Consider the following 14,606-nt stretch of genomic DNA (forward strand, 5'->3'; position numbering starts at 1 on the left):
ACCGGCTTTGCCGGGCCTCCGGTGCCGCCCCCGGCGAGGGGGTTGGCGCAGCGACACGAAGTGCGCGCAGCCTGGGGGAGGTCAATGATGTTTATCGCTGCGGGCGATGGCCAGCAGGTGCTCGACTTCCTCGGGATACTTCTTGAGGTTGTTCTCGTGCCAGCGCTTGATGATCCACATGCAGCCGGCCACCACGAGGCCGAAGGCGGTGATCGCGCCGTAGGCCGAGAGGCCCAGGCCGGTGCACACGCTGTAGAAGCCGCCGAGCAGGAGGATGCAGGCCTGCTCGTTGAAGTTCTGCACCGCGATGGAACGGCCCGCGCCCATCAGGTTGTGGCCGCGGTGCTGCAGCAGCGCGTTCATCGGCACCACCAGGAAGCCGCCCAGGCCGCCCAGCAGGATCAGGAACGGAACCGCCAGCCACACGTTGCCGATGAGGTTCATGCAGATCACCATCAGGCCCATCGCGATGCCCATGGGGATCACGCGCGTGGCCATGTCCAGCCGCATGCGCATCGAGGCGACGATGGCGCCCACGGCGGTGCCGATGGTCACCACGCCCGTCAGCGCCGAGGCCTGCGTGGTGTTGTAGCCCAGCGCCAGCGAGGCCCAGGCCAGCACGATGTACTTGAGGTTGCCGCCCGCGCCCCAGAAGAGGGTGGTCGTGGCCAGCGAGATCTGGCCGAGGCGGTCGCGCCACAGGCGGGCGTTGCAGTGCCAGAAGTCGGGCAGCAGCGCGGCGATGTTGCGCGCCAGGCCCTGCTCGGGGTTGGAGCGCAGCGGACGCATCTCGACGCCGGTGTGCGGGATGCGCGTGTTGAACCAGGCCGCCAGCATGTAGACGAAGATCAGCACCGCGAGCGCGGCATCGGCAGGGGTGTCGATGCCGGTGTCGATGAGCGGGAGGTCGAAGGCCAGCAGCTTGCTGGAGACGGCATGCCCCACCAGCGTGCCGCCGAGCACGATGCCCAGCAGGATCGAAGCGATGGTCAGGCCCTCGATCCAGCCGTTGGCCTTGACCAGCTGCGACGCCGGCAGCAGCTCGGTCAGGATGCCGTACTTGGCCGGCGAGTAGGCCGCCGCGCCCAGCCCCACGATCGAATAGGACAGCAGCGGGTGCGAGCCGAACAGCATCATCACGCAGCCCACTATCTTGATGGCATTGCTGATGAACATCACCTTGCCCTTGGGCAGGGCGTCGGCGAAGGCGCCCACCAGCGGGGCGAGCACCACGTAGAAGACCGCGAAGATGGGCACCAGAGCCGCGCGCTGCCACTCGGGCGCGCCGGAACTTCGCATCAGGTCGACCGCAACAACGAAAAGCGCTTGGTCGGCCAGTGACGAAAAGAACTGGGCCGACATGATCGTGTAGAAACCGCGCTTCATCGATGGGCTGGCTGGCCAGAGGGTCTGCTGGCGGTAGTGAAAAAGTGTCGCCGCAAGGGCGAATGGGCGGTTATAGCACGGGGGTGCGACATCGAATCCTGCATCCCCACCGTGTTCGACCCCATTCCCGAAGATGCTAAAACGTGGTCTGCATTCTCCCCGAGCCCTTCCCGAAGACCCCCATGCCGCGCCCCATCCTCGCCACCGTCCACACCGAAGCCCTGCGCCACAACCTGGAGCGGGCGCGCCGTTCGGCCCTCGAAGCCCGCGTCTGGGCCGTCGTCAAGGCCAATGCCTACGGTCATGGAATAGAGCGGGTCTATGAGGGTTTGCGCGGTGCCGACGGCTTCGCGCTGCTCGACCTGGCCGAGGCCGAACGCGTGCGCGCCCTCGGCTGGCGCGGCCCGGTGCTGCTGCTGGAAGGCGTTTTCGAGGCACGCGACCTGGAGCTGTGCTCGCGCCTCGACCTCTGGCACACCGTGCACTGCGACGAGCAGATCGACATGCTCGCCGCCCACAAGACCCTGAAGCCGCAGCGCGTGTTCCTCAAGATGAACTCCGGCATGAACCGCCTGGGCTTCACGCCCGAGCGCTTCGGCTCCGCCTGGACCCGCCTCAACGCGCTCACGCAGGTCGACGAGATCTCCCTCATGACCCACTTCAGCGACGCCGACGGTGACCGCGGCATCGCCCACCAGCTCGAGGCCTTCGAGCGCGCCACCCGCGACCTGCCGGGCGAGCGCTCCATCGCCAACAGCGCCGCCACGCTGCGCCACCCCGACCGCACGCGCGGCGACTGGGTGCGCCCCGGCGTCATGCTGTACGGCGTCGCGCCCGACTTTCCCGAGCACGATTCGGCGCACTGGCAGCTGCAGCCCACCATGACGCTGTCGACGAAGCTGCTCTCGGTGCAGACGCTGGCCGCCGGCGACACCGTCGGCTACGGCTCCAACTTCACGGCCGAGGGCCCGCTCACCATCGGCGTGGCGGCGGTCGGCTATGCCGACGGCTATCCGCGCCACTGCGGCACCGGCACGCCGGTGCTGGTGAACGGCGTGCGCACCCGCATGGTCGGGCGCGTGAGCATGGACATGATCACCGTCGACCTCACCGGCGTGCCCGACGCAAAGTTCGGCAGCGAGGTCACGCTGTGGGGCAAATCGGAGAAGACCGGTGCCGTGCTGCCCATCGACGAGGTCGCGCGGGCAGGGGGCACCATCGGCTACGAACTCATGTGCGCGGTGGCCCCGCGCGTGCCCTTCGCCGAGCCGGAACCCGCCTGAAGCCGTGAAGGTCCTTTCCAACTGGCGCTCCGTGCGCCTGTGGGAAACACAGGTGGAGCGCGAGCTCCACCGCAAGTACAGGCTGCGCACGCACGGCATCCTGATCGGCAGCTTCACGCTGCTGCTGATGTGGGGCGTCTCCGCGCTGCAGATGCACCTGCTGCACGTGGATTCACTGGCGGTGCGCTACTTCCTCACGCTGGGCGCGGGCTACCTCGGCTACCTGCTGGTGCTGCGCTGGTGGGCGAAGCGGCTGGTCGAGGAGCGCGGGTTCGACCTGAACGTCGACGCGCCCGACTTCGAGTTCGGCGGCGGACGCGGCGGCAGCAGCGGCGGCTCGCACGGCCACACGAGCATCGGCGAGGCCTCGGGCGATGGTGGCGGCAGCGGCCTCTCGGATATCGCCAGCGGCGCGCTCGACGTGGCCGGCGGCGCGGACGAGGGCGCGGTCGTCGTCGTTCCGGTGATCGCCATCTTCCTCATCTGCGCGGCCGTCCTGTTCGGCGCGGGCTCGCTCGTGCTGCTGTACTTCAGCTGGGACGCGCTGCTGGCCGTGGCCATCGAGATCGCGTTCTCCTACGTGTCGGCGCGCGCGGCGGTGCGCGTTGCGCGCGAGGGCTGGCTCATGGCCGCGGTGCGGCTCACCTGGAAGCCGCTGCTGGGCGCGGTGATCTGCGCGGTGGCGCTGGGCGCGCTGCTCGACCACTTCATGCCGCAGGTCAATTCCCTGCCCGAGGCCGTGCGCGTCCTGATGAAGAAGCACTGACGCCGAGCGCGCCGAGCAGGTGATCGACCAGCGCCCTGCACTTGGGCGCCATGAAGCGGTTGGGCGGGTACAGGATGTACGCGTGCCCCTGGTAGTTGCCGCGGTACTCCCAGCCGGGCAGCACGCGCACGAGGCTTCCCGCGTCCAGCGCCTCCTGCGCGACGAAGGCCGGCACCACGGCCACGCCCAGGTCGGCGAGCGCGCCTTCGAGCCGCACCTCGCTGTGGTTCGAGACGTAGCGGCCGCGCACGATGACTTCCGTCTCCTCTTTTTCTCCCTCTTCCTTCTTCCTGAACCGCCAATGGTTGTCGCGCTCGTGCTCGCCCAGTGAAAGGCAGCTGTGCGCCGCGAGGTCGCCCGGGTGCGCGATGGCGGCGTGCTGCTCCAGGTAGCGCGGCGACGCGCAGAGGATGTGCTCCACCGGCATCAGCTGCCGCGCCACCAGCCCCTCGGGTGGCTTCGTCGTCAGCCGCACCACCAGGTCGACGCCTTCGCGGATCGGATCGACGTCGCGGTCGGCCACGATCAGCTGCACATCCACTTCGGGATAGCGCCGCAGGAACTCGAGGACGTGCGCATGCAGTACGCGCCGCGCAAAGGCCTTGGGCGCGCTGATGCGCACCAGCCCGCTGGGCCCGGCCGCGAACTGCTCGCCGATCTCCATCGCGCCCTGCGCCGCCAGCACCAGCTCGCGGCAGCGCGCGAAGGCCTCGGCGCCGGGCTCGGTCAGCCGCAGCTGGCGCGTGGTGCGCTGCAGCAGCTGCACGCCGATCTCCTTTTCGAGTCGCTTCACCTGCCGGCTCGCCGCCGACGGCGTCATGCCCAGCAGGTCGGCCGCGGCCGAGAAGCTGCCCAGCTCGGCGACCCGCACGAAGGTCACCATCTCCGGCAGCACCTTGAGAAATGAATTCGTTCCCACGACGCAATAGTCCTGTTCCGGCCGACGGCTGTGCGGCCCGGGTGATGCCCGGAACAATTTCCTGCCCGATGGATGCGTCGGGTTTTCGGAAATGTTCACGGACGGCGGAAGCGGAGTATGGATTCAAAGACGAAGAAGCCGGCGGGCGTCGGCCTTGCCGAAGTGATGCTGCTGCTGGTGGCGGCGGTGTGGGGCGGCAGCTACGCGGTGGCCAAGCAGGCGACGCAGCAGCTGCCCGTGCTGGAGTTCATCGCTCTGCGCTTCGGCCTCACCTTCGTCGTGCTGCTGCCCGCGCTGAAGCCGCTGTTCGGCGCGGGGTGGCGCCAGGGCCTCGCGGTCGGCGGCCTGCTCGGAGCGAACCTGCTGGCGATCTTCGTCTGCGAGACCTTCGGCGTATCGCTCACCACGGCCAGCAACGCCGCCTTCCTCATCAGCCTGTGCGTCGCTCTCACGCCCTTCGTCGAATGGTGGCTGCTGGGCCAGCGGCCGGCGCGGCGCATGTTCTGGGCGGCCGGCCTGTCGGCGCTGGGCGCGGCCATGCTCTCGGCCACATCGCCCGCCGAGCTTTCGGTGGGCTGGGGCGACGGCCTGATGGTGATCGCGGCCTTCCTGCGCGCAGTGATGGTCTGCATGACGCGGCGCCTCGCCGGGCATCACGCGATGCCGGCGCTGACGCTCACGGCCGTGCAGTCGGGCGTGATGGCGCTCGGCGCGGCGGTGCTCTCGCTCATCGCCTCGCCGGCCGGCGGTGCCTGGCACATGCCGCCCGCCACGGCCTCTTTCTGGTGGGGCATGGCGTACCTCGTGCTGCTGTGCACCGTCTTCGCTTTCTTCGCGCAGAACCATGCGGCCTCGCGTTCGAGCCCGAGCCGCGTGTCGCTGCTGATGGGCAGCGAGCCGGTGTTCGGCGCGCTGATCGCGGCGTACGGCTTCGGCGAGCGCATCGGGCCGTGGGGCTGGGCAGGGGGCTTGCTGATCGTGGGCGCGGCGTGGTGGGTGACGATGCCGGCGAGGGAGGGCTCGGGCCGCGCTGTTGCGGGCGACACAGCCTGAGAGGAGCGCGTCCGCCGTGTCATGCTCGTGCGATGAACGACGACTTTTCCGTTTCCGCGGGTGCCCAAGCGCTGCGCGGCACGATCACGGGCAACCCGGCGGGCGATGCGCCTCGCGTGCTGGCGCTGCACGGCGGCGGCCAGTCCTCGCGGCGCGGCATCCAGTAACTTCTTGCGGGGCTCGCGCATAGCGGCGTGGCCAGCGCGTCCTTCGACTTCTCCGGCCATGGAGAAAGCACCGGGCAGGTCGAGGGTTCCCGCCTGAGTGAGCGAGTGGCGCAGGCGCTGGCCGTGGCCGGCCATGTGGCGCCGGGGCGTGCGCTGTCGCTGATAGGTACGAGCATGGGCGGCCACATCGCGTGCTCCCTGATCGAACGGCTGCAGCCGCCCGCGCTGGTGCTCTTCTGCCCGGCCGCCTACGTGGCCCAGGCGCAGGACGCGCCCTTCGGCCCGAGCTTCCAGGCCATCCTGCGCTCGACCGCCGACTATGCGAGCTCACCGGCCTTCACGGCGCTCGAAGGCTTCGAAGGCCGGCTGCTGCTGGTGTACGGAACGGCGGACGCAGTGATTCCCACGCAGGTCCTCGACCAGTACGAAAACCGGGCCTGCAGGGCGAAGTCGGTCGAGGTCGTGCGGCTCGAGGGAGCGGGGCACAAGCTGCACGACTGGCTCCAGTCCCATCCGCGGGACCATGAGCGGGTGCTCGACGCGGTGCTGGGAACGTTGGCCTCTTAGCCGGAGAGAATCCGCGCCGGGAGGAATTACGTTCACATGATCTCGAACAAGCAAGGAAGGCGCGCCGCCTGGCGCGCATGTGGCATTGCGCTGGCTGTCGCCGGCTTCGCGGCGCACGCCGAGCCCGATGCGCCGGCACCGGCGGTGCAACAACAATCCGCGGAAGCCGCCGCCGATGCGCCCGCCGCACCTGTCGCGGTGGTCGAGCCGGTGACGCCGCAGACCCGCGTGCGCTTCAGCCGGGGCATGTACAAGCCCGGCATCGAACAGCTTCGCGTGGTCCGCCGCGAAAACACGATGAACAACATCGCGGGGCAGGTCGCCCTGAACATCGCGCTGACGGCGATCGCGGGCCGCGTGAGCGTCGGCGCGCAGGGGTTCTCGAAGGACGATCTCGGCGGCACCACGCTCGAGGCGCTCAAGGACGATCCGGCGGGCGCCAACCCCGCCATGAGCGAGTTGGTCGACGCGCTCAGCAAGGTCGCCACCGGCATCTACCGCAAGCGCGCCGAGGCCGCGTACGCGACGGCCCTGACGGACGGCTCCACGCCCGAGGAGATCGAGGAAGCGCGCAAGGTACAGGCGGTGGCCGACACGCCGCTGCTTCCGGGGTCCTGGCATCTGGTCTACGAGAACCTCACGGGCTCTGACGAGCTGTTCCGCCTGAAGTTCGGCGCCGAGCTTGGCCGCGCGGGCTTCATGCGTCCGCCTGCCACATGCTTTTATCAGTCGGAGCCGGTCGCCTGGAACGAATGGCAGGCCGACAACTGGCAGCGGCTGCGCGAGGAGCGCGCCAAGGCTGTCGCGCGCTGCACGGAGACGCTCGCGGCCACGCCCGAAAAGTTCTGGTAGGCCAGTCCCCGGCTACGCCGCGCGAAACGCCTCGGCAGCCGGCTGGCGGCTCGGCTGCCTCATCGCCAGCAGCTCGTCGTCGGCGCACAGGATTGCGAAGGCCCGATGCTTCTCGCCGAAGCTCATGACGGGGCCGGCGTGGTGCAGCGAGCGGTGGTTGAAGGCCACGACGTCGCCCGGGTCCACCTCGTAGCCCACGATGTCGAAGGCGCCTCGGTTGGCCTCGATGTCGGGCAGCTCGGGGGCCTGCGCCTCGTCGTCCGCCGGACCGATCCAGCCGGCTCGCCGGTAGCCCGTCTTCCAGAGGTGGGAGCCGCGCACCACTTCCGGCGCGGTCTCGCGCGGCATGTGGTCCACGGGCATCCACAGGTGGACGATGCGGTGGCTGTCCGCCAGGCCGTAGGACATGTCCTGGTGCCAGGGCGTCGTGGTCGCGGCGCTCACGTCCTTGTCGAAGAGCAGTTGGTCGCAGATCCAGCGCAGCCGCCGCGTCACGGTGAGCTGCCCGGCGATCTCGCTGGCGCCCGATTCGGACACCACGCGCTGCAGCACGCCGTCGTGCCGCTGCTCGATGCCGTCGCGCGCCAGCTCTATCCACCCGGGCGAGACGATCCCGCGCAGGCACACGACGCCATCCCGCAGGAACCGGAGGCGCTCGTCGAAGCTCACGCCGCGAAGCAGTGGGTTGCTCATAAGGATCTCCTCCAGCGCCGGTCCCTACCGGGTTCAGGCGCGTTGCTCCCCGTTCGCCCGCATCAGGAAGAACAGCCAGGCGATCATCAGTGCGGCCATGCAGGCAAAGCCCCACGTCATGGCGTGGACGGTCTGGATGTAGGAGACGGGCGTGCCCGCCGCGAGCATCGCGACGGCGAACACCACCGCGCCGATCACCGAGCACAGCAGCAGGGCGCCGGGCCGCGAGGCCGCCCTGAAGCCGGTGCGCAGGCACATCGTCAGGCCGAAGATCGCGGGCGCGTAGAAGAAGGGCGAGAAATCCATTCCCCTGTAGTTCGCGCCGAAGGCCAGCACGACGAGGCGAGGGCCCAGCAGGCCCAGCACCACGCCCACGGCCTCGGCGACCACGAAGCCCAGCAGCACGAAGCCGGCGAAGTCGCGGAAGGACTTCTTCCTTTGCGCCTCCTGTGCCGACTTCCAGTTGGCCGCCAGCTGCGGCAGCAGGTAGTAGCCCAGCGCCGACAGCACGTACTGCATGGGCAGCAGGAAGGTGATGTAGATCTTGAGCAGGCCGCCCTGCTCGGCATCGGCCGAGGAGCCCAGCAGCAGGATGGCGCCGCCCGTCATGATCCAGCTCATGAACTGCGAGAGGCTGGCCTTCCAGCCGTAGGCCATCGATTCGCCGACCGTCAGGCCCTGCGCGTCCCTGGCTGCCGGCAGCGGTTGAACCGTGTTCCTCACGTTGCGCAGCACGAGGAAGAGAAACGGGATCTGGAGAACGGAAACCAGCAGCAGGGCTTCCTTCCAGCTCGCCGGCCTCTCGGCGTTCAGCACGACGACATAGCCCGCCGCGATGAGCGCGCCTGATACGCACAGCACGCCGTAGCGCCGCCCCGCGAGCAGCAGGCTGCGCGAGATCCAGAAGATCTCGTAGCCCACGATGAGGGCCGCGCCCACCCATTGCAGCTGCCCCGGAAAGGCCGCTATCTGCCAGGCCAGGTAGCCGAGCAGGGAGAACAGGACCACCAGCGCCCACGCCAGCCACGCGGTGGACCGGTCGACGTAGTAGCGCCTGATGAGCAGGGGCTCGTGCACCATCGCCATGTGCAGGATGTACTGGAAGCTGACCACCGCCAGGAAGGCGGAGGCCACGCCGAAATCGGAGGGAGAGAGCACGCGCGCGAGGGCGAAGCTCAGCAGCAGCTGGCTCGCGCTGTAGATGCACTGGTCGGCAACGGCGAAGACCGGACCACCGAGGCGCCTTGCCAGACCGGACAGACGTTTCATTCCACCTAGTCCGATATCGAAAGCAATACGGGACTTGACGTCGCCTTGACGGTGAACCCCTCGCCCGAGCGGCTGCCGCAGCTGCCTTCGCGCATCTGGGGAAAGAAGTCGACGCGCGTGCACTTGCTGCCGTTCGCGCCGGCGGGGACCGACACGGTCTTCTCGCCGCCCTGCGTCCACACCACGTTCAGCAGGGACTGGCCGCGGCGCAGCACCAGCCGGCTCGTGCCGCCGGCATCCTGGTACGACACCTTCTGCGAGTGCCGGACGATCTTGAGGAATTCGGTGAGCGCCGAGTAGGCCTCCTTCTTCTCGCCGCCCTTCGACTTGAGGCCGAAGTTGTCTTCCTTCGAGAAGTAGGAGTCGCCGCGGTCGCGCCACGAATAGAGGTTCAGCAGCTTGATGCCCGCGGCTACGTTGATGAGGTATTCCCGGAAGACCAGCGCGGCCTGCGCGCCCTGGTTGCGCACCGGCATGTACGAGGCATAGCCCCATTCAGAGGCGACGATGCCGGTCTTGTTCAGCTGGCGGCGGTCGAGCTGCACGCGCAGCTTCTCGTAGTCGGCCAGCGCCGTCTCGGGCACCGAGCGGTAGGGATGGATCGAGATGTCCGTCAGGCAGTCGCTCTTGGCGGCCGAGACGAAGGCGTCTTCCAGCTCGGGAGGCACCTTGCCGTTGCTGCCGCCGACGAAGGGCAGCTTCGCGAAGCCGAATCCGATGATGATGTTCGGCCGGATCTGCTGCTGCTCCAGCTTGCTGCAAAGCGCCGACGAGGCCGCGCCGAACTCCGGGACCAGTTCGGGCCGCAGGAAGGTCTTGAGGTCCGGCTCGTTCCAGACTTCCCAGACGGCGACGTCGGCCGAATGCGCCTTGATGAAGTCGCCCGCGAAGTCGGCGAACAGGCTTTCCTTGCTGGCATTGCCGGGGCCGCGGCGCAGGTCGCCGGGCTCGTGGCCCCAGATCTCCTTGCCGCCGAACAGCGTCACGATGGCGTCGAGCCTGGCCTTGCGCACGCGCTGGATGAGCTTCGGGTAGTCGATCAGCGTGGGGTTGACGCTCTTCAGCGGAGGCCGCACGCCGAAGCGCACGAACTCGAAACCGGACGCGCGGATCTCGCGCAGGTCGTCGTCGGTGATGGTCGCCGGGTCGATCTGCACGCTCAGCGCGACCGGGTACTCCGAGCTCAGCGTGCCGATGCCCCGTGCGGCGGCCGGCCCGGTCGCGGTGACCGCCGTGGCAGCGACGAGCAGGGCGCCGAGCCATCCGGCGAGCCTGCGGGAAAGAGGGCCGGAAGTCCTGGAGGTCATGGCGGTCTTCATGGCAGCACCGATTCCTTGTACAGGTCGACGATGGCGGTGTTCATGCGCTGAGAGGTGAACTTCTCCTCGAAGATCCTTCGCCCCGTCTGCCCCATCTGCCGCAGGGCCAGTTCGGGCATGCGGTCGATCTCGCGCAGCATCTGGTCGATGTGGTCCAGCTCGAAGAGCCGGCCGCTGCGGTCGTTCTCGACGATGTCGACTAGGCCGCCCACGGCGGATGCGAACACGGGCTTGCTCCTGGCCATCGCCTCGACGGCGACGAGGCCGAAGCCTTCCCAGCGCGACGGAACGATGATGGCGTCGCAGGACTGGTAGACCGCGTCGAGCGCGTCCTTCTCGAGCCAGCCCTTGAACTCCACCCGCGCGGGCTGCGCGAGCTGGAGGTCCTTGCGCACCGAGTCGCCGACCACGATCAGCCTGAAGTCGGGCCTGACCCTGGCGTAGGCATCGAGCAGGAGGTCGATGCCCTTCTGCCGGTCGAGCCGGCCGACGAAGAGGATCGTGCGCGGCCCGGCTTCGCCGTCGCGAAGCGGCAGGCGCGCCGGCGCGGGGCTCACGGAGTCGATCCCGTTGGGAATGCAGGTGCACCGCCGGATGCCCGACTTCGACGCGATCCGCACCTCGTGGCGGCTGATGCAGATGATGGCGTCGCTGCGCGAGGACAGCAGCCGCTCGATCCAGCGGTAGGCCGACTTCTTGTAGCGCGACGCCGCCTGGTCGAAGGCCCAGCCGTGGGAGCAGTAGACGATCTTCACCTCGCTGGGTATCTGGCCGAGCAGCGCCATCGAGCGCACGATGCCGCCCGCGATCGAGCTGTGCAGGTGCAGCACCGAGGGGCGCTCCGTCTCGATGATCTTCTTCACGCGCGCGGCGTAGCCCACCAGCGACAGCGGGCTGCGCGCGGTGGGCACCACGTGGGCGCTTTCGGGGTTCAGCCAGTCGACGTTGCCGGGCAGGATGAACTTCACCTGGCTGATTTCCGGCGAGTTCCGCTGGAAGTTCGAGACGATCCGGAGATAGGTCTCCAGTCCGCCCTTGAGCGTTTCCGCGACGTGCAGGACTTTCATGGAATTCACTCCTCGGCTCAGATCAATGCGTGGGTTCCGGCGATGACGGCGGACTGCAGCTCGTGCAGCCGCTCACGGTCGTTTCGTGCCTGGAGCAGTGCCAGCACGGAGGCCTTCAGCTCGTCGTGCCGGGGCGAGAGGCCGAACAGGTGCTGGGTGCGGTTCGTGAGCTGGAAGAAGGACTCGACCTTCTTGTCCCAATTCATGCCCAGGGAGGGAATGCCCAGGCTGTAGGCGACGATGTTCGCGTGCAGCCTGTGGGCGGCGATGCAGGAGCAGGCGCTGATCAGCGTGACGAGGTCGTCGGGGCGCTTCGGAACGGCGAACGAGAAGTTCGCCGCCGTGGCGCGGGAGGAAATCTCGGCCAGGACCTTGTTGTCCTCCGCCGCGCCGTTCGTGAAGTACAGCACCCGGGCGCCTTCGGCCTGCAGCGCTTCGGCCAGGCCCGAGAAGAACTCCGCCGAGCCGACGGTGCGCGTGCTTCCGTACTCGGAATTCATCACCAGGGCATCGAGGCTGCTGACGCAGATGCCCACGTCCCACTTCTTCTCGGGCGAGAGTTCTTCCGAGAAGGCGCTCGCGCAGACCAGCGCCGGGTCGGGAACCACGCTGATCCGGCTGCGCGGAATGCGGAAGAAGGCGTGCAGGTTGTTCGCCGAATCCACGTCGCGCGTGGCGTAGAAGACCGGCGCGGCGTTCTGGAGGAACTTGCCCACGAGCAGCTTTCCCCAGAAGGACCATCTGGCCGTGACCCCGACCGACACCACGGCTACCTTCTTCCCGCGCAGCAGCCTGCCCAGGAAGAAGAGCTTCGACGGAAAGTTCAGCGCCACGTCGCAGAAGAGCTGGCCGCCGCCGACGATGACCAGGTCGGCATCGGCCACCGCTGCCTGCCATTGCCTGCGCCAGTTCAGCAGGTAGTTCTTCAGGCAGTACGCGAAAACGATTGCGGAGCGCAGCACCGAAGGCAGCTTCTGGAAGACGCCGAACGCGCCGCCGCCGCGCAGGTTGGATTCGTCGAACGCGACGCGCCCGGCGATGTCGAGGAACTCGACCTTCACGCCCGGGTACTTCATGTCCGCGATGTGGGCCAGCGAGGCCGCGATGACGCCGTCGCCCAGGTTGTCGCTGAACGGCACCGCGCAAATCAGGATTTTTTTCATCTTTGAATTGGCTTGTTTCCGGAAACCTTGATGGCGATCAGATAAAGCATCACGGAAGTCAGATGCCTGGTGAAACTGCCGAGGTCCGGTTCGAATATCAATTGAACGAGGATGTGCGCGACGAAAAGACTGCCGAAGAAACGGGGCTCGAATTGCTCCGGCTGCCGCCTGGACCTTCGCCGCGCCTTGTAGAGGATCAGCAGCATGGCGAAGATCATCAATTGCATGAACGCGTCGCTCGGCGTCTGGAAATAGATGACGGGCGTGATCAGCACCGTTGCCGCATAGACGTAATTCACCAGGAACCCGGGGCCGGTGGCGGGCGACGCGATATTGGTGAATGCCGTGCGGTTGTCGCTGCCGATCTGTTCCGCATAGGCATTGGAGGTGTCGCGCGGCGATTGCAGCGTCTGCAAAAGACTGGAGGGCGCGGCCAGAACCGCGCCGGCGATCACGATGGCGGCCAGCACGTGGTATTTGAGCGGGCGCCGCCAGAGGTAATGGACGATGAAGAATACGCCGACGATCAGCAAATAGTAATTGCGGACGAAAACGCCATAAATCGCATAAAGGCCGAGAAAGGCCCCGATGGTGAAAAATCTGGAAGTCCGGAAATAGATCGTCGTCACGGTGATGCACATGGTCATGAGCAGCACCACCGTCTCTTTTGACGGGGCGAACATGTTCAGCATGATGCAGGGCGCAATCAGCAGCAGCCGCGAAAAGAAATCGCCGGCCCTGCGGATCTTGTGCGTCGCGAAAAAAAGAAATATCGCGCTGCTGATGCAGGTGAAGACGTCGAGGTTGTCCGATCCGATGATGCTGAACAGCGCGGCCGTGACGGCGAACGAATTGTCCATTTCGTCCGTTCCGCCGTAATTCAGGATCTCGAGGATCTTTGCCGAATCGACGCTCCATTTCTCGGGAAGCATTTCCCGGAAATACGCATAGATGATCACGTACACGAACACGATCAGCACTCCGGCAATCGAGTACTGGTTGAAGCGGCGCGTGCCTCTTCTTGTTGTTGTTCGTGGTGTCGCGGCCGGACCTGGAATGGCGTGGCTCATCCGCATGTGGATTCCAATCCGATCATTTGCAAAGCGAAAGAAGGTCTGTCCGGCCTTGCGGCGCGGACTCCGTGGAAGACGTACTCCGACCGATCCGGCCGGAGCCGATCACCCGGGACCGACGAGATTCATCGCGACCCGTGACCGGCAGCAACCACCCAGATGGTCCTGAAGAAGATGTCGACGTCCTTCCCGACGGAAAGGGTCTCGACATATCTCACGTCGAGCGCGACGCGAGCGTTGTAGGTCAGCTGGTTGCGCCCGCTGACCTGCCAGAGGCCGGTAATTCCGGGCCGCACGGCGCAGTAATGCGACCAGTTGTGGCCATAGAGCTCCTTCTGCTCGAGCATGCAGGGGCGGGGGCCGATCAGGCTCATGTCGCCCATCAGCACGTTCCAGAATTGCGGCAATTCGTCGAGGCTGGTCTTGCGGATGAATTTGCCGAACCGGGTGATGCGCGGGTCGTCGTCCAGCTTCTGGTATTCGTCCCATTGGCGGCGCGCCTCGGGATTGTTCTTCAGGTGCTCTTCCAGCACCTGGGCCGAATTGGCGATCATCGAGCGGAATTTGTAGAAGCGGAATACCCGCCCGTTCTTTCCGTATCGCGGCTGGTAATAGAGCACCGGCGCGCCGGAACTGGCGAAAACGCACAGGCCGAGCAGCACGAAAAGCCAGCCGAAGGCGGCAAAGAAGAAAAGAGCGGCGCCGATATCCACCGATCTTTTCGCGACCTTCAGCAATGGCGAATGGCTGATTCCGGATTGCGAGCCGCCGCGGGCCATTTCACCGCTGGCCTCGGAGATATCCCAGCCTTGCGGTACGAGCGATTCCTCGGGACGGAGATTGCCCATGGGGTTTTTCCATCCGGATTTGAAGCGCGACAAGATTTCCCGTCGAAATGCTTTCATTTTTGACGCACCTTTCCTCATGCGGGCAAATGCCCGCAGATCCTCGGTTATGGCCCTGTATTTTTGGCCGACACTACCCGCACAAATGCCTCTTAGTGTCTGCAGTGCAGAAACTATTGCGCGG

15 protein-coding genes are annotated in these 14,606 nt (G+C 66.9%); 6 read left to right on the forward strand and 9 right to left on the reverse strand.

Going from position 1 to position 14,606, the window contains the following annotated elements; translation table 11 throughout:
- Positions 1-81 precede the first annotated feature (81 nt).
- Positions 82-1,386: a lysophospholipid transporter LplT gene (lplT, locus tag BMY35_RS30795; RefSeq protein ID WP_093206806.1), complete on the reverse strand. Its 1,305-nt coding sequence runs from the start codon at positions 1,384-1,386 to the stop codon at positions 82-84.
- Between the two features lie 182 nt (positions 1,387-1,568).
- Here lplT and alr point away from each other — a divergent pair, with 182 nt between their 5' ends.
- Together alr and BMY35_RS30805 are read left to right on the forward strand one after the other, a co-directional pair.
- Entirely contained in the window at positions 1,569-2,669 is a 1,101-nt protein-coding gene (gene alr / locus BMY35_RS30800) for an alanine racemase (RefSeq protein WP_093206807.1), read from the forward strand.
- A 4-nt stretch (positions 2,670-2,673) separates the two neighbouring features.
- Complete coding sequence (locus BMY35_RS30805) at positions 2,674-3,435, forward strand: hypothetical protein (RefSeq protein WP_093206808.1); 762 nt, start codon at positions 2,674-2,676, stop codon at positions 3,433-3,435.
- Here the strand turns inward: BMY35_RS30805 and BMY35_RS30810 are convergent.
- Positions 3,389-4,354: a LysR family transcriptional regulator gene (locus BMY35_RS30810; RefSeq protein ID WP_093206809.1), complete on the reverse strand. Its 966-nt coding sequence runs from the start codon at positions 4,352-4,354 to the stop codon at positions 3,389-3,391. The genes BMY35_RS30805 and BMY35_RS30810 overlap by 47 nt on opposite strands.
- Positions 4,355-4,471: 117 nt before the next feature.
- Between BMY35_RS30810 and BMY35_RS30815 the strand changes: the two genes are divergently transcribed.
- The 4 genes from BMY35_RS30815 to BMY35_RS30825 are packed head-to-tail and all read left to right on the forward strand — an operon-like array spanning position 4,472 to position 6,993.
- A complete protein-coding gene (locus BMY35_RS30815) occupies positions 4,472-5,407 on the forward strand; it encodes a DMT family transporter (RefSeq protein ID WP_093206810.1) in 936 nt (311 codons plus the stop codon).
- A gap of 32 nt (positions 5,408-5,439) precedes the next feature.
- Positions 5,440-5,574 (forward strand): hypothetical protein, encoded by a 135-nt coding sequence (locus BMY35_RS38925; protein ID WP_256230093.1) that lies wholly within the window; start codon positions 5,440-5,442, stop codon positions 5,572-5,574.
- 27 nt (positions 5,575-5,601) lie between these two features.
- A complete protein-coding gene (locus BMY35_RS30820; RefSeq protein WP_256230095.1) occupies positions 5,602-6,141 on the forward strand; it encodes an alpha/beta hydrolase in 540 nt (179 codons plus the stop codon).
- A gap of 36 nt (positions 6,142-6,177) precedes the next feature.
- Complete coding sequence (locus BMY35_RS30825; RefSeq protein ID WP_093206811.1) at positions 6,178-6,993, forward strand: hypothetical protein; 816 nt, start codon at positions 6,178-6,180, stop codon at positions 6,991-6,993.
- 12 nt (positions 6,994-7,005) lie between these two features.
- On the opposite strand, the gene BMY35_RS30830 is transcribed toward BMY35_RS30825, so the two are convergent.
- The 7 genes from BMY35_RS30830 to BMY35_RS30860 all read right to left on the reverse strand — a co-directional run bounded on the left by BMY35_RS30830 (position 7,006) and on the right by BMY35_RS30860 (position 14,482).
- On the reverse strand, positions 7,006-7,686 hold the full coding sequence (locus BMY35_RS30830; RefSeq protein WP_093206812.1) for a phytanoyl-CoA dioxygenase family protein: 681 nt from the start codon (positions 7,684-7,686) through the stop codon (positions 7,006-7,008).
- A 33-nt stretch (positions 7,687-7,719) separates the two neighbouring features.
- Positions 7,720-8,955, reverse strand: a complete 1,236-nt coding sequence (locus tag BMY35_RS30835; protein WP_093206813.1) for a lipopolysaccharide biosynthesis protein — start codon at positions 8,953-8,955, stop codon at positions 7,720-7,722.
- A 5-nt stretch (positions 8,956-8,960) separates the two neighbouring features.
- The gene (locus BMY35_RS30840; RefSeq protein ID WP_256230098.1) at positions 8,961-10,274 is read right to left on the reverse strand and encodes a glycoside hydrolase 5 family protein; all 1,314 of its coding nucleotides are present in this window, start codon (positions 10,272-10,274) and stop codon (positions 8,961-8,963) included.
- The gene (locus BMY35_RS30845; RefSeq protein ID WP_093206814.1) at positions 10,271-11,341 is read right to left on the reverse strand and encodes a glycosyltransferase; all 1,071 of its coding nucleotides are present in this window, start codon (positions 11,339-11,341) and stop codon (positions 10,271-10,273) included. Before BMY35_RS30845 ends, BMY35_RS30840 begins: the two co-directional genes overlap by 4 nt.
- Before the next feature lie 17 nt (positions 11,342-11,358).
- The gene (locus BMY35_RS30850) at positions 11,359-12,504 is read right to left on the reverse strand and encodes a polysaccharide pyruvyl transferase family protein (protein ID WP_093206815.1); all 1,146 of its coding nucleotides are present in this window, start codon (positions 12,502-12,504) and stop codon (positions 11,359-11,361) included.
- Complete coding sequence (locus BMY35_RS30855) at positions 12,501-13,574, reverse strand: hypothetical protein (protein ID WP_256230101.1); 1,074 nt, start codon at positions 13,572-13,574, stop codon at positions 12,501-12,503. The genes BMY35_RS30850 and BMY35_RS30855 overlap by 4 nt, the downstream gene beginning before the upstream one ends.
- Before the next feature lie 128 nt (positions 13,575-13,702).
- Positions 13,703-14,482 carry a sugar transferase gene (locus BMY35_RS30860; RefSeq protein ID WP_240652256.1) on the reverse strand — a complete coding sequence of 260 codons (780 nt, stop codon included), beginning with the start codon at positions 14,480-14,482 and terminating at the stop codon, positions 13,703-13,705.
- Positions 14,483-14,606 lie beyond the last annotated feature (124 nt).

It is taken from the genome of Variovorax sp. YR750 (genome assembly GCF_900109805.1).
GTDB lineage: Bacteria > Pseudomonadota > Gammaproteobacteria > Burkholderiales > Burkholderiaceae_C > Variovorax > Variovorax gossypii.

What these genes read in the sequence shown, in the direction of transcription:
- lplT (WP_093206806.1), bottom strand. Translation starts at nt 1,386, where the DNA reads ATGAAGCGCGGTTTCTACACGATCATGTCGGCCCAGTTCTTTTCGTCA.
- alr (WP_093206807.1), top strand. Translation starts at nt 1,569, where the DNA reads ATGCCGCGCCCCATCCTCGCCACCGTCCACACCGAAGCCCTGCGCCAC.
- BMY35_RS30815 (WP_093206810.1), top strand. Translation starts at nt 4,472, where the DNA reads ATGGATTCAAAGACGAAGAAGCCGGCGGGCGTCGGCCTTGCCGAAGTG.
- BMY35_RS38925 (WP_256230093.1), top strand. Translation starts at nt 5,440, where the DNA reads ATGAACGACGACTTTTCCGTTTCCGCGGGTGCCCAAGCGCTGCGCGGC.
- BMY35_RS30825 (WP_093206811.1), top strand. Translation starts at nt 6,178, where the DNA reads ATGATCTCGAACAAGCAAGGAAGGCGCGCCGCCTGGCGCGCATGTGGC.
- BMY35_RS30830 (WP_093206812.1), bottom strand. Translation starts at nt 7,686, where the DNA reads ATGAGCAACCCACTGCTTCGCGGCGTGAGCTTCGACGAGCGCCTCCGG.
- BMY35_RS30835 (WP_093206813.1), bottom strand. Translation starts at nt 8,955, where the DNA reads ATGAAACGTCTGTCCGGTCTGGCAAGGCGCCTCGGTGGTCCGGTCTTC.
- BMY35_RS30840 (WP_256230098.1), bottom strand. Translation starts at nt 10,274, where the DNA reads ATGAAGACCGCCATGACCTCCAGGACTTCCGGCCCTCTTTCCCGCAGG.
- BMY35_RS30845 (WP_093206814.1), bottom strand. Translation starts at nt 11,341, where the DNA reads ATGAAAGTCCTGCACGTCGCGGAAACGCTCAAGGGCGGACTGGAGACC.
- BMY35_RS30850 (WP_093206815.1), bottom strand. Translation starts at nt 12,504, where the DNA reads ATGAAAAAAATCCTGATTTGCGCGGTGCCGTTCAGCGACAACCTGGGC.
- BMY35_RS30855 (WP_256230101.1), bottom strand. Translation starts at nt 13,574, where the DNA reads ATGAGCCACGCCATTCCAGGTCCGGCCGCGACACCACGAACAACAACA.
- BMY35_RS30860 (WP_240652256.1), bottom strand. Translation starts at nt 14,482, where the DNA reads ATGAAAGCATTTCGACGGGAAATCTTGTCGCGCTTCAAATCCGGATGG.